The sequence below is a fragment of the Streptococcus halotolerans genome, assembly GCF_001598035.1.
Taxonomy (GTDB): domain Bacteria; phylum Bacillota; class Bacilli; order Lactobacillales; family Streptococcaceae; genus Streptococcus; species Streptococcus halotolerans.
On sequence record NZ_CP014835.1, the window covers coordinates 146,533 to 161,348 of the forward strand.

Genomic DNA, 14,816 nt, shown 5'->3' on the forward strand with positions numbered 1-14,816 from the left:
TAGCCGTATGGTAACTGTTAGGATTGATAGGCTATTTAGTAACTAAGCGGTCAGTTATAGCGATGATGCCTGAGAAGGTATCAGACATGATAATAAGGATTTAGCTCTCTGGGCTAAGTCCTTTCTTTTATTTTTAGAAGGATTGATAGGATGTTGACGTAGGAAACATTATCCAATACTCAATGAAACACAAAAGCAGACTAATGGATTGCTTGAAGTGAGTTGATGAGTTTGTGGATTGATGGGAAAGCTTATCACTGTGCTATCGGCTTATTTTTGCTAGAATAGACTTATGACAATGATAAACACAAAGGAAGATTTAAGGCAACAGGGCTGGCCTGATGCCTTGTTAAGCATTTTTAATGAGGCGATAGAAGAAGGAATAGATTTGACAGTCGGAGAGCCTTTTTTTAATCGTTTCTGGGCAAACAGCCAATGGTTCATGTCTCCCAAGGAGCGACTTGAAGCCTTCTTGAATGTTATTAGGATGCCCAGCGATTTGGTGGGAGAGGCTAGAGAAAATAAGCAGCTGGTTCAAAAAATAAGTTTGGACTTAGCACCGGATGATCCTTTTTGGTACGAGTTTGCTGCCTTGGTTGCTAAAGCCTTTCCAGAGAGTAGCCTAGCTCAAGCGGGAGATCTGGAAAGACGTTTGCACCAGTTTCGTTATATTATTTCTAGTCATCAGGCTCAGTTTGTTCGAGAACATTTTAAAAAAAGGGGGATGACTGATCGGGATGCACTAGCCCTTTATTTAAAAGATAAGAAACGAGAAACCTTGTTTTGTAAGGGTGATTATACCCTTAGTGAGTCTTCACGGCTCCATAATAAAATAGCCATTCAAAAAGGTCAGATCGCCTACCCTGATCAAGAGCCTTCTGCTAATATCAAGGTTCTGATGGGCTTTCATACCGAATTTATCCTTGATAGTAAGGGGTGTTTTTTAAATGAAAATGATGCTGAAGTAGTGACTGAAAATGGTATTGTTAATGGGGCGAGTTTTAATTATGGAACAAAGGGAAAGAGGCATTGGCAATTAGATGTCGATCCTGTCCGACGGCATGATCCTATGTTTCGTAAGCAGATTACGCGAGCTTTTCGAGCTCCCAATCGTCGGCGAAATTGGCTATTTAAGGTGAAAGAAGACTATGACCGAAGCTATTTTAATGCAAAGGGGAAGTACAGTGTTGATCAACTTAGTCGTCAACAGTTGGTTTCCAAGGAAGTAAAACGTTTTAAAAAGGAAATCAGGCAAGCTTAAACCAACTGGAGACGGCAGATGTTGGCTAATATGGCTTTGTAAGTCTCGCTTTGTTAACCCTGGTGATTTCCAAAATGTTACCAATCTGTGGTGTCGCTGTGGGGCGGCCAGTTATAAAAAAACGATTGGCAGCTTTAATAGAAAGATGAGGAGAAATCGTGCATACAATTTATGTGGCTGATGACGAAAAGTCAATCCGTGATTTAATCAAGATGGTTTTACAAGAGGAAGATATGATTGTCAAAACCTTCGAGACAGGTGATCAGCTCTTACTGGCTTTTATGGAAAAGCAGGCTGACCTTGTTATTTTAGATGTTATGATGCCAGGTAGTGATGGTTTTAGTATCGCTAGAAAGATCAGGCAAGTCTCTCAAGTACCTCTCTTTTTATTGACAGCGCTGGATTCTGATCAAGATTATATTGATGGTTTCAGTACTGGCATAGATGATTACCTTACCAAACCCTTTTCTCCTGTTAAACTAGCTCTCAAGGTTAAAGCTATCTTGACTAGGCAATCTTCTGCAGCAACACTCAACAAACTGAGTTTTGAATCATTAAGCCTTTTGAGCGCTCCGCCTCAGTTAATGATCGACGGACACACCATTGGCTTAACCAATACAGAATACAAAGTGATGAAACTGCTGCTAACAGAGCCGAATTATTCTGTTTCAAGAGAGCAGTTATTAGATGAGGTTTGGGAACTAGACAGCGATGTGGAGACACGAGTGACAGATGATACAATGAAACGATTACGAAAAAAATTAAGGCAGGTAGATAGTCATGTCATTATTGAAACGGTTTGGGGATATGGTTTCAAATTGTCTAAAAAAGAGAGTTCCTAAAGCACCGAGTCTAAAGATTATTCTGTTACGGCGACCTTTGTTGGTCATTGCGGGGACATTCCTACTCTTATTTTTGGGATTTAATCTGGCTGTGACGCGATTGGTGAATATCCAGACTCGCTCAGCGATTCAATCACAATTCAATCGCTTAGATGTTCTCTACCGATCAGAAAAAGCAAAACTTGAAGTAGAAGCACTAGTTGGCACGTCCTATCTTATTTTGGATCAGCAGTTTAAACCAGTCTATGTCTCAGAAAGCTTATCTCACCAGGAAGATGAAGAGTTAATAGAAGCACTCTCAGATTTTGTCGAACGTAGACAGCATTTCTGGACAATTGATAAGGCAGATGATGCGACAGATGATGAATCCGTCGTTTTAGACCGTCAAACGCAACACCGTCTTAATAAACGTTCAGGATTAGTGAGAGTCGATGGTGAGAGCTATACGATTAGGTTACAAAAATATTTTGGTAAACTAGCGGGTGACCACATCAATAGAACACAACGGTATCGAGCACAGACCTACTATGTCATCGCTTTTGCCAATGTTACGCCCATTCAAGATTGGCTGATTGGGGTGAACATGGTTTTAGGCATTTTGTTATTGCTTAGTGCTTTGACGCTATTAGCCTTCATTTGGTCTATTGCTAGGAAAACGCAAAAAGATTTTCAGAAGCTAAGCTACTATTTAATGGCGATTGGTGAGAGGATAGAAGAGCGTGAAGAACCTATGCTGCGCTATCAAGAATTTCAAGCATTGGGACAGGCCGCAACTCGCATGGATAACTTGATTAGTCGCCATCAAGAAAGTCAAAAAATCTTTTTCCAAAATGCTTCTCATGAATTACGCACTCCTCTAACATCTATTAAAGGTTATGCCGAAGGACTAAAAGCAGGTCTTATCACAGATAGCTCATCAGCAGCAGAAACGATTTATCAGGAAAGCCAAAAAATGTCTCATTTAATTGATGATATTTTGACCCTATCCCGTTTAGAAGTTCAAGGTGATAACTTGATGTTAGAGCGTTTTGCCATTAAGGACTTCCTCTATGATCTGTCTTGGCGTTTTGAACATCAGATAAAATCAGCTAATCTAAGCTTGTTACATGACTTTCCAGCAGATCATGTTGATATTATTGCCGACGAAGACTTGCTAGATAGAGCTCTGTCAACGATTATGAGTAATGCTATTCGTTATGCTGAAAGAACTATTAGCATTAGTTATGCATCATCTCCTCCTCATCTAAAGATTAGTATCGCTAATGATGGACCGCCCATTATTCAGAAAGACCTTCCTTACATTTTTGATCGCTTTTATAAGGGGGAATCCGGCCATTTTGGTATTGGTCTGGCTATGGCTAAAGAGATTGTGAGTCAGCATGGAGGTGATATTAGAGTTTTATCCAATCAGAAAGAAACACGATTTACAATCTACTTGCCACAGTAAAAAGTCTTTGCCACCATTTTGCCACAATTTTACCCCAAAATTTCCCAGCATTTTAAAACCATCTCGTGTATACTTAGAGTATCACTACAAGAAAAGAGGAATGTTTATGAAAACATTAATTCGTTTTATAGTTACTTTATTAGTCATTTTAGGATTGGGAGCTGGTGGCTATTTTGTTTACCAGCAATCCCAATTTAAGGTTTCAGAGTCAACAGCCAAGCAAACAGCGATGAAAGATGCTAATCTAACAGCAAAAGATGTCACAAGAACAAAGATTGAAAAAAGTCTTGATGATGGTTTAGCAGTCTATGAAATTGATTTAACGACCATCGATGGCGAGTACGAATACACCATTGATGGAAAGACTGGTGATATTATCACACGGGATACCGACTTGTCAGAAACAAGGCAGTCTTCATCTAAAGATCAGCAAAAACAAAACGATCATTCCGATAGCTCATCAACACAAAAAGCATCAAGCTCTAGCTCATCTGCTAAAATAAGCGCTGCTGATGCGATACAAATTGCCTTAAAAGATGCGGGACTAACAGAAGATCAAATTATTAATTTAGAAGCCGAAGAAGATACAAAGAATGGTCATTTGTACTATGAGATTGAATTTGATAATCCAGCTACCAATGAAGAACACAACTACGACATTGACACACAATCAGGAAAGATTGTCCACAAAACTAAAGAACCGTTAGACAATCACTAAGCAGCTATGGAAGCATCTTAAGAGAGAAGCAGGAAGAAAAATACCTGACTTCTCTCTTTTTTCTTATGTCAGATCTAGTCTGGCGCTACCTAGCAGGTGTGCGATAAATACGGCAAAGCCATGAGGATACTGACTTGATGAGACAATTCTTGAGCAACTCCTAACGGATTTCGTGTTATCATCTGAACCCAAGCGTACAGGACAAAATCAACAACATCAATAATCGGATTCGCAACTTTTCCCCAGCTTATTGACAGCCGGTGTAACCAAATAGTAATATGATGACAGTTTATCATTATTAATTGATACAACAAGAGGATATCTTGTGTGCTACAAAATGCATGTGCTATTTTTCAGCTACATGCCTCTTTTCGAAGTATTTTCATAGATTTGGTAAACTAGCACAAGTCGTTTCTTGTTTTCAAGGGCATTACAAGACATTTTCTATCTAAAAGTGGGCAATGTCAACACAAACCGTTTTTTGAAAACGACCATTTCTTTATGCGATTGATGGGCCAATTTTTCTGATCTGTTTTACGGAAATCTAGTGAAGAAGCCATACCATTAGGAGACTTGTATGTGTACTGTCATGGGAACAAGATAAAGCGCATCAGAGAGTATTGTACAATTGAGCTCTTTGTTGTTGCTTTGCCTGATAAGTTATTGGTTAAATCTAACATGGCCAAGCCTGATGACTACTGTCAACCAGAAAACCGTGATAGGGGTATGGGGATTGAGTCTAGGATGATTCAGCATCGAGTCGGCTGGGTTGGAATGAACTAGTTGTCCTTCCCTCAGTCTCATAAGCCATGCCGCAATGTTCCGAGGTTTAACGCAGAACGGCTAGCAAAAGTAAGTCTGGTTAAAAAATATGGTACAATGTGTCTATGATTGCAATGGAAGAAATGGAGACCCTAACCCTAAAAAATCTCCCCTTAATTACAGTGATTACAGGTGAGGACTTGGGTCAATACACTCAATTAAAAGAATTATTCTTAACACAGATAGGCTATGATGCTTCAGATTTAAATATGACTTATTTTGATTTAAGCATAGTACCTTACAGCGATGCTGCCTTAGATTTGGAAAGTTTGTCCTTTTTCGCGGAAGAAAAAGTGGTGCTTTTAGATCAGTTTGCAGATATTACGACGAACAAAAAATCTTATCTCTCTGACAAGGAATTGAAACAATTCGAAGCCTATGTTGAAAATCCTGTGGAAACCACACGATTGGTCATTTTTGCCCCAGGGAAATTAGATGGCCGAAGTCGACTGACCAAGCGTTTAAAAAGGGATAGTCGCCTGTTTGAAGCTGCTCCTCTAAAAGATACTGAACTACGTGCCTATCTTCAACATTACGCCCAAAAACAGGCTATTCAGTTCGAAGAAGACGCTCTTGAAGCTTTGATGATTAAATCTAACTTTGATTTTTCAGATAGTCTTAGTAATCTAGCTTTTTTAGAAAGTTACCAAAAAAAAGGTCTGATCACGACGGATGATATTGAAGAAGCTATTCCTAAAAGTCTGCAGGATAACATTTTTGACTTAACAAAGTTAATGTTAAACAGTGAGGTTGATGCTGTTCAGAGTCTTGTCAAAGATTTACGGTTGCAAGGAGAAGATGATGTCAAGTTGATTGCCATTATTCTGGGGCAATTTCGTATGTTTTTACAGGTTAATATACTGGCTCAGCGAGGAAAGACTGAGCAACAGATGGTTGAGGAATTGTCAGCTATTTTAGGGCGCAAGGTCAATCCTTATCAAGTCAAATTCGCTTTGAGAGACTCTGCGCATTTAAGCCTAACGTTTCTGCAAAACAGTATCCGTTACTTGATAGAGGCTGACTATCAGATTAAGCAAGGCTTGGTTGATAAGGATTATCTGTTGGACATTGCCTTATTGAAAATCATGACGAACACCGCAAAGGTGTAGAAATAAAATCATCGTAAGCGAATGACTCGTTTGTCCTTATTATGGTATTTTTTCAGTGGTTTATTTACTTGCCCAGTGCTAGTCTCTTTATTGTGAATGATAGAACACATCTCTTAAACAAATTTCTTGAAAGCATTCTCAAAAAAGGTTAAGATTAAAGTACCAAATAAATGAAAGAGGTACTAACATGGCAATTACATTACCAGAACTTCCATATGCTTACGATGCACTTGAACCACAATTTGATGCGGAGACAATGACGCTTCACCATGATAAGCACCATGCGACATATGTGAACAACGCCAATGCTGCTTTGGAAAAACACCCTGAAATTGGCGAAGACCTTGAAGCTCTCTTGTCAGATGTGAACAGTATTCCTGAGGATATCCGTCAAGCGCTTATCAACAATGGTGGTGGACATCTTAACCATGCCCTATTCTGGGAGCTTCTTTCACCAGAAAAAACAGAAATCACAGAAGATGTGAAAGCAGCTATTGATGACGCTTTTGGTTCATTTGATGCTTTCCAAGAAAAATTCACGACAGCAGCTACAACACGCTTTGGATCTGGCTGGGCTTGGTTAGTGGTTAACGCTGAAGGTAAACTTGAAGTGACCTCAACACCAAACCAAGACACGCCACTTATGGAAGGCAAAAAACCAATCCTTGGACTCGATGTTTGGGAACATGCTTATTACCTTAACTATCGCAATGTACGTCCAGACTACATTAAAGCCTTCTTCGAAATCATCAACTGGAATAAAGTTGACCAACTTTACAAGGCTGCTAAATAATTTAGGAAGAGTAGGGAAACCTGCTCTTTTTGTTTGGCTATTAAAAATCTTAACAATATCAACACGTCTGTCTCTTAGTTCTAGAAGTTTAGTGAAAAAGGAGAAATTTTTCCTCAAAACAATTGAAAAATATCAATTTTCCTTTATAATATTAGAGGTTAGGGGAAAAGTTGTGAATTTTAAACGTATCAATCAAATATTATTAGGTGCTATTGTTATAAGTTTCGTCTTGTTGGTGATTGTTGGCTTTGAAGACTACATTAAGCCTTTTTTTGCTGTAGCAGATACTAATAAGACACAGCGCATTACGAAATCATCATCAAGTAGTCGCCAGAAAGAAACAACCAGTAAACGTTCAAAAAGAAAAAGACAGAATTTTGCTGAGAAAAGCCAGGCAGATAAAGATGCTGCTCAGTTAGCAGATTCGGGTATGATGGCAACTTATGGTTTAACTTTTGATTATGCTCATATGACCTTGCCTGAAGTTGTGACAGCCTATATGGATTTACAGGGTATTGATCATAGTAATATCGCCTTTTCTTACAAGGATATAACGACTGGTAAAACTTATGCTATGAATGATACACAACCAATGACAGCTGGTTCTACCTATAAGTTGCCTTTAAATATGTTGGTCGTTGATAAGGTTGCCAAGGGGAAACTGTCGATGACAGAGCGCTTTGATATCACCAATACCACCTATGAATACAAGCCCGAGCATGATTCTTATGTCGCTGCCTTCAACGGAGCCATGACCATTCCAGAAATGCAGGAATACTCGCTCGTTTATTCTGAGAACACACCAGCTTATGCTTTGTCAGAGCGTTTAGGAGGTATGACAAAAGCTTATCAAAAATTAGATCGCTATGGAAAGTCGAAAGCAAAGGTCAAAACCATCCAACGCGAAGGTAACAAAACAACAAGTGATTACTATATTCAAGTGTTAGATTACCTATGGCACCACCAAAAAAAATATAAAGATATTCTTTATTATATTGATCAATCTTTCCCAGGCCAATACTATGAAACCTACTTACCTTCTGAGATACAAGTTTATCAAAAACCAGGCTATGTCCGTGAAGCTTTGAATATTGACGCGATTGTCAAAGAAGAAAATCCTTATATGGTGGCTTTATATACTCGTTACTTGGGAGGGTCTGACGAAAACTCAGAAGAAATCAATCCCTACGGTTATAATCAGTTAGCTCAAGTGGCTTATGTGATAAACCAATGGCACCGAGTTAATATGAATGGTCTGAAAGAAAACTAATCAACAAAATCAAAAACGAAGTAGTCAGACTAAAGACAAAGTCCTTAGAACTAAGTTTCTGAGGGCTTTTTACTAATTTTCAGCGTATATTAATAAAAGAGAAGAGCTCGTGAGGGTACCGTATGTTCTATAAAGAAAAACCTGACTATAATAGCAACCAATTTGAATATTATAGTCTTGACCAGCTCATTCCTGAGGATCACTTTCTTTGTCAAGTGGAGCAAGTCATCAATTTTGAGTTTATTTATGAGTTAGTATGAAGATACCTATTCTTCTGATAATGGTCGCCCGAGTTTGGATTCTGTCATGTTAATCAAGATCCCTCTTATTCAATGTTTCGATGGAATTCACTTCATGCGCCAGACTATCAAAGAGGTTGGAGCGAATACTGCCTATCGTTGGTTTCTTGGGTTAAGTTTGGCATGTCTCAATATCAAAAAGCTGGTAAAATTAATGACAAGAAGACCTTTTGATTTTGGTCGAGTTCAATTTTATTATCCATTTTTTGACTTCAAAAGCATGAGAAACCAAAAAAGACAAACCTCTTTTTGGAGGTTTGTCTTCAATCTGAACGACGTTAGTATTTTTCCAACTTCGTTTTTTTTGATGGTTTTAATTTACTTTGTCAGAGCGTTTGAGGAACATGGCATCTCCAAAACTAAAGAAACGGTATTGTTCATTGATGGCATGTTTGTAGGCCTCTAAGATAAAGTCGCGACCTGCAAATGCTGATACTAGCATGACTAGGGTAGACTTGGGTAAATGAAAGTTAGTTGAAAAGGCATCGACAACCGTAAAATCATAACCTGGTTTAATAAAGATGTTAGTCCAGCCAGAGTCGGCTGCTAACTTGCCGCCTAATTTATTACCAATGGTTTCAAGTGTACGGATGGATGTCGTTCCAACAGCGACAACACGCCCCCCAGTAGCCTTAACCTGGTTAAGAGTATCAGCAGCTTCTTGGCTGAGTTGGTAAAATTCTGAGTGCATTTCGTGTTCGTCCACATTGTCTACGGAAACAGGGCGGAAGGTACCGAGTCCAACATGAAGGGTAAGATAGACTAACTTGACGCCTTTAGCTTGTATTTTTTTCAACAGTTCAGGTGTGAAATGAAGACCAGCTGTCGGGGCAGCAGCAGAGCCATTTTCCTTAGCATAAACCGTTTGGTACCGGTCGCGGTCATCTAATTTTTCATGAATATAGGGAGGTAGTGGCATCTCACCTAGACTTTCAAGAACTTCTAGGAAAATCCCATCATATGAAAAGCGAACGATACGACCTCCGTGATCAAGTTCTTTAATGATTTCTGCCATGAGGCGCCCATCACCAAAAGACACTTTTGTTCCAACTTTGAGCCGTTTAGCGGGTTTGGCAAGGACTTCCCAGTCATCACCAGCTGTGTTTTTTAACAGGAGAAACTCGACGTGCCCATGAGTATCAGTTTTTTCGCCATAAAGACGAGCAGGGAGGACGCGCGTGTTGTTCAAGACCAAAGCATCACCAGGGTTTAGCTCGTCAATGATGTGATCGAAGTGAGTATCTGTCATTTCTTTGCTTACTGGATCTAAAACGAGCAGTTTGGAGCTATCGCGTTTTTCTAGAGGCGTCTGTGCAATCAGTTCTTCAGGTAAATCAAAATCAAAATCCTTAGTATTCATAAGTCTCCTTTAATGTTTTGTCATTCTTATCTCTTGAAACAGCATTCTTATTGTAACACTTGTTTCTAGATTTGTTTAGTCATAGGGTTAGAATTCTTATCTTGACAAAAATTGGTATATACCATATAATGAAAGTATCAATTGATATAGACCAATAACAAAGGAGTTCAAAATGAAAGTCATTACTGTAAAAAATGCTCAAGAAGGTGGCAAACTTGCTTTTACATTGTTGAAAGAAAAGATGGCACAAGGTATTCAAACATTAGGTTTGGCAACAGGTTCAACTCCTGAAACCTTTTATCAAGAAATCCGTCAGTCTGATTTGGATTTTTCAGAAATGACCAGTATCAATCTTGATGAGTACGTCGGCTTAGATCAAGCAAGTGACCAATCCTATGCTTATTTTATGAAAGAGCATCTCTTTGATGCTAAACCGTTCAAAATGACTTATTTGCCAGATGGTAAGGCTACAGACTTAGAAGCAGCAGCCAAAGACTATGACCGGATTATTGCTGAAAATCCAATCGATTTCCAAATCTTAGGTATTGGTCGAAATGGTCATATTGGCTTTAATGAGCCAGGGACATCTTTTGATCAGACGACTCATGTGGTAGATTTGGCACCCTCGACTATCGAAGCCAATAGTCGCTTCTTTGATAGTATTGATGATGTTCCAAAACAAGCCATGTCAATGGGGATTGCCTCAATCATGGCTTCAAAAACCATTGTTTTAGTAGCCTTTGGATCTGAAAAAGCTGATGCCATCAAGGAAATGGTGGAAGGCCCAGTTACAGAAGAGCTACCAGCTAGTGTTCTTCAAAAACATGATGATGTCATTGTCATTGTAGATGAAGCTGCAGCTAGCAAATTAGCATAATCAAAAACCCAGTCTGAAAAAATCAGGCTGGGTTTTAGGATGTCTTAAAGTGACCAATCAATGTCTGGGCCAACTGGAATGATACCATTGGGATTGATGGTTTTGTGGCTGCCGTAGTAGTGGGTCTTGATATGATCAAAATCAACCGTATCAGCTATTCCAGGGAGGTTGTAAATACGTTTGGTGTATTGCCATAAATTAGGGTAGTCGATTAAGCGTTTTAGATTGCACTTGAAATGACCAAAGTAAACAGGATCAAATCGCACTAGGGTTGTAAAGAGTCTGATATCTGCTTCAGTCATTCTGTCACCGACCAACCACTCCTGAGTTTCCAGATGCCTTTCAAGGTTATCAAGTCCAGCAAAGAGGTTTTGTAGTTCTTTTTCGTAAACGGTTTGTTCTGTGGCAAAACCAGTTTTATAAACCCCGTTGTTAACTTTATCATAGACTAGACTATTGATGTCGTCGATATCAGTCTGATATTCTTTAGGATAATAGTCGTCAGTATTTCCGGTAATATCATTAAAGGCTGTGTTAAACATGCGAATGATGTCAGATGACTCATTGCTGACAATAGTTTGGGTTTTCTTATCCCATAGGACTGGCACGGTCACACGACCAGAATAGTTAGGATCAGCTTTTAAATACACTTGGTACAGGTATTGACTATTGAAAAGACTATCAGATATAACACCTGGATAATCTTCAAAAGTCCAACCATTGTCTAGCATGTAGGGATTAACAACAGACAGGGAAATATGGTCTTCTAAATCCTTCAATCGGCGCATGATTAGCGTTCGACTTGCCCAAGGACAAGCGAGAGAAATATAGAGATGGTAGCGACCAGACTCAGCCTTAAAGCCAGCTTTACCAGTCGGACCAGCACTACCCTCAGCCGTTATCCAGTTGCGAAATTGAGCCTTGGAACGAACGAATTTACCTCCTGTTGACTTAGTGTCATACCATTTATCCTGCCATTTGCCCTCTACTAAAAGTCCCATTTATTTCCTCCTTTATATGTTACTAACTAGTATTATATCATTATCTGAACGCAATGGCTAATGAAATTATCTCAGATGATCTTAGCTCGACACTGTGATTGCTAGCTTATTTTAGATGATTTACGATAAGCAAAGACTTCAGTTTGAGAAATAGCATCGAATTAACAGGTATTAATAAAAAAATATCGATAACGACTGTATTGAGACATATTGTCCTATCTTTTTCGAATGAATAGGTAGGAGGAGATATGTTAATTGCAAAGACAGTTGATGGACGATTAGCCAGGGCATTTGATAATGACCTAAATGAAACGCACTATTATTGCCCTGCTTGTTTAGGTCCTGTCCATTTCAAAAAGGGGGCGATTAAAACTTGGCATTTTGCACATCTATCGACTCAAAACTGTCAATTTAGTTTTGAAAACGAATCGGCTGAACATTTATCTTTAAAAGCTAAGCTTTTTACTTCCTTATCTCAGAATCATCAAGTAGCCATTGAACACTATTTTTCTAAATACCAGCAAATAGCAGATGTTTTTGTCGCACCTAAGTTGGTGTTGGAAGTTCAGTGCTCACCAATCAGTAATCAGAAGTGGGCAGAGCGAACAAAGGCATACCAGTATCAAGGGCTCTATCCCATTTGGCTCTTTGGAGAAAAGTTGTGGTTGAAGAAACGTTTATCACCTTTTCAAAGAACGGTTCTCTCTTATAGTGATCGACTTGGTTTTTATTTTTGGGAGTTGGACAATGCTAAAGAAGAATTACGATTGCACTATTTGATCCATGAAAAATTGGATGGAGAGCTGGTCTATTTGACGAAAACGTGTTCATTCTCTGATGACATCATGACCTTGTTACGATTTCCTTTTCAAAAGAAGAAGCTTGTCAGTTTGACTTGTTCGGGTATGACAAATCCTCAACAGTTCATTCAAAAGCAGCTGTTTTACAAAAATCCAAAATGGTTAAAAGAGCAGGAATTGGCTTATCAGCGCGGTGACAATTTGTTAATGCAAGAGACTGACTTTTTCTTCCCACAAATCAAACCACCTCAAATTAGCAGTCAAAATTATTCAGAGCATGAAAAAATTGAGCGCTATTTTAAGCAGTTTGAGCGCTATTATAAAAATCAACGGTTGAAAACTTCTCAGACCCTGTATCCACCCTACTTTTATGATAAAATGGTAGAAAAACAGACAAGGAGAACAACATGACTGATAATCGTAGCCATCTGAAAAAAGAAGAAACCTGGGATTTGACTACCATTTTTGAAACGGATGAGGCGTGGGAAGCAGAGCGCCAAGCGTTAGAAAACGATTTGAAAGCTTCTCAAAGTAATGCAGGCCACCTTTTGGATTCAGCTAAGAGTTTATTGCGTATTACGGAAACTGCTCTAGAGTTGATGCGTCGTTTAGAGAAACTATATGTGTACGCATCTATGAAAAATGATCAAGATACAACGATTGCAACTTATCAAGAGATGGAAGCAAAAGCGACAGCCTTATCGTCACTTTATAGTCAGACCTTTGCTTTTTATGAACCTGAATTTTTGACCATGTCAGAGCAGCAACTAGAAGACTATAAGGCAGAAGAGCCTGGCCTTCTTTCTTATGATCATTATTTTGAAAAATTATTAGCCACTAAAGATCATGTCTTGCCGAAAGAGGCTGAAGAATTATTGGCAGGTGCCTCTGAGATTTTTGGTTCTGCTGCTGAAACCTTCTCTATCTTTGATAATGCTGATGTGACCTATCCTTGGGTTACCAATGATGAGGGAGACCTTGTGGAATTAACCCATGGTAATTTTATTAGCCTTATGGAATCTAAAAATCGAGAAGTTCGTAAAGGTGCCTATGATGCTTACTATGGTGTTTATGAGCAGTTCCAACACACCTATGCTAAAACCTTACAAACCAATGTCAAGGTTCATAATTACCAAGCGAAAGTTCGTGGGTATGAATCAGCTCGCCATGCCGCTCTTTCGGCTAATTTCATTCCTGAAGAGGTTTACGATACCTTACTGGCAGTTGTGAATAAGCACTTGCCACTCTTACATCGTTACATGAAGTTACGCCAAGAGTTACTGGGTCTTGATGATCTCAAGATGTATGACGTTTATACGCCGCTTTCAGAGCATGATATGGCTATTACTTATCCAGAAGCACTTGAAAAATCTCGTCAAGTCTTGACAGTGTTTGGTAAAGATTATAGTGATCGCGTTGATCGTGCCTTTTCAGAGCGCTGGATTGATGTTCATGTTAATAAGGGCAAGCGCTCAGGAGCATATTCGGGTGGTTCATACGATACCAATGCCTTTATGCTGCTCAACTGGCAGGATACTTTAGATAATCTTTATACCTTGATTCATGAAACAGGCCATAGCTTACATTCAACTTTTACTCGTGAAAATCAACCCTATGTCTATGGGGATTACAGCATTTTCTTGGCTGAGATTGCCTCAACAACCAATGAAAATATCTTGACGGAAACTCTGCTCGAAGAGGTGACTGATGATAAAGAACGCTTCGCTATTCTCAATCACTATTTGGATGGCTTTAAAGGAACTATCTTCCGTCAAACACAGTTTGCAGAATTTGAATTGGCCATTCATCAGGCTGACCAAGAAGGAAAAGTCTTGACCAGTGATTTTCTTAACCAAACATACGCTAAACTTAACGAAAAATATTATGGTTTAGCAGCTGATGATAATCATAACATTCAGTTTGAGTGGGCTCGTATTCCGCATTTTTACTATAATTTCTATGTTTATCAATATGCGACTGGGTTTGCAGCAGCTTCCTACCTAGCAGACAGAATTGTCCATGGAACAGACCAAGACCGAGAAAACTATCTAGATTATCTTAAAGCTGGTAATTCGGATTACCCACTGAATGTCATCGCTAAAGCAGGTGTTGATATGACAAGCGCTGATTACTTAGAAGGAGCTTTCAAAGTATTTAAGCAACGCTTGGAAGAATTGGAAGCATTGGTGGCAAAACGAGAAGTCAACTAAAAGGAGA

12 protein-coding genes and 1 pseudogene are annotated in these 14,816 nt (G+C 39.0%); 11 read left to right on the forward strand and 2 right to left on the reverse strand.

The genetic code is table 11. The features are described from left to right. Positions 1 to 292 precede the first annotated feature (292 nt). From A2G56_RS00625 to A2G56_RS00665, 8 genes and pseudogenes are all read left to right on the forward strand, one after another. On the forward strand, positions 293 to 1,261 hold the full coding sequence (locus tag A2G56_RS00625) for a DUF3114 domain-containing protein (RefSeq protein ID WP_237334422.1): 969 nt from the start codon (positions 293 to 295) through the stop codon (positions 1,259 to 1,261). A gap of 158 nt (positions 1,262 to 1,419) precedes the next feature. Beyond that, positions 1,420 to 2,103, forward strand: coding sequence for a response regulator transcription factor (locus tag A2G56_RS00630; RefSeq protein WP_082785078.1), 684 nt, complete (start codon positions 1,420 to 1,422; stop codon positions 2,101 to 2,103). Beyond that, entirely contained in the window at positions 2,042 to 3,550 is a 1,509-nt protein-coding gene (locus A2G56_RS00635) for a sensor histidine kinase (RefSeq protein WP_082785079.1), read from the forward strand. The genes A2G56_RS00630 and A2G56_RS00635 overlap by 62 nt, the downstream gene beginning before the upstream one ends. Before the next feature lie 106 nt (positions 3,551 to 3,656). Next, entirely contained in the window at positions 3,657 to 4,268 is a 612-nt protein-coding gene (locus A2G56_RS00640) for a PepSY domain-containing protein (protein WP_062707605.1), read from the forward strand. An 887-nt stretch (positions 4,269 to 5,155) separates the two neighbouring features. Beyond that, positions 5,156 to 6,199: a DNA polymerase III subunit delta gene (gene holA, locus A2G56_RS00650; RefSeq protein WP_062707610.1), complete on the forward strand. Its 1,044-nt coding sequence runs from the start codon at positions 5,156 to 5,158 to the stop codon at positions 6,197 to 6,199. A gap of 187 nt (positions 6,200 to 6,386) precedes the next feature. Next, positions 6,387 to 6,992, forward strand: a complete 606-nt coding sequence (gene sodA / locus A2G56_RS00655) for a superoxide dismutase SodA (protein ID WP_062707613.1) — start codon at positions 6,387 to 6,389, stop codon at positions 6,990 to 6,992. A gap of 172 nt (positions 6,993 to 7,164) precedes the next feature. Then, positions 7,165 to 8,262, forward strand: a complete 1,098-nt coding sequence (locus A2G56_RS00660) for a serine hydrolase (RefSeq protein WP_062707616.1) — start codon at positions 7,165 to 7,167, stop codon at positions 8,260 to 8,262. A 122-nt stretch (positions 8,263 to 8,384) separates the two neighbouring features. Next, a pseudogene (locus A2G56_RS00665) lies at positions 8,385 to 8,682 on the forward strand (transposase); the annotation flags it as partial. Positions 8,683 to 8,874: 192 nt separating this feature from the next. Here the strand turns inward: A2G56_RS00665 and queA are convergent. Then, entirely contained in the window at positions 8,875 to 9,921 is a 1,047-nt protein-coding gene (gene queA / locus A2G56_RS00670) for a tRNA preQ1(34) S-adenosylmethionine ribosyltransferase-isomerase QueA (RefSeq protein WP_062707618.1), read from the reverse strand. Between the two features lie 172 nt (positions 9,922 to 10,093). On the opposite strand from queA, the gene nagB reads away from it, so the two are divergent. Then, positions 10,094 to 10,798 (forward strand): glucosamine-6-phosphate deaminase, encoded by a 705-nt coding sequence (gene nagB / locus A2G56_RS00675; protein ID WP_062707621.1) that lies wholly within the window; start codon positions 10,094 to 10,096, stop codon positions 10,796 to 10,798. A 44-nt stretch (positions 10,799 to 10,842) separates the two neighbouring features. Here nagB and A2G56_RS00680 read toward each other — a convergent pair whose 3' ends face one another. After that, positions 10,843 to 11,799, reverse strand: a complete 957-nt coding sequence (locus A2G56_RS00680; protein ID WP_062707626.1) for a glutathione S-transferase family protein — start codon at positions 11,797 to 11,799, stop codon at positions 10,843 to 10,845. Positions 11,800 to 12,047: 248 nt separating this feature from the next. On the opposite strand from A2G56_RS00680, the gene A2G56_RS00685 reads away from it, so the two are divergent. Both A2G56_RS00685 and pepF read left to right on the forward strand, forming a co-directional pair. Beyond that, positions 12,048 to 13,010, forward strand: coding sequence for a competence protein CoiA (locus A2G56_RS00685; protein WP_062707629.1), 963 nt, complete (start codon positions 12,048 to 12,050; stop codon positions 13,008 to 13,010). Further along, complete coding sequence (gene pepF / locus A2G56_RS00690; RefSeq protein WP_062707631.1) at positions 13,007 to 14,809, forward strand: oligoendopeptidase F; 1,803 nt, start codon at positions 13,007 to 13,009, stop codon at positions 14,807 to 14,809. The genes A2G56_RS00685 and pepF overlap by 4 nt, the downstream gene beginning before the upstream one ends. Positions 14,810 to 14,816 lie beyond the last annotated feature (7 nt).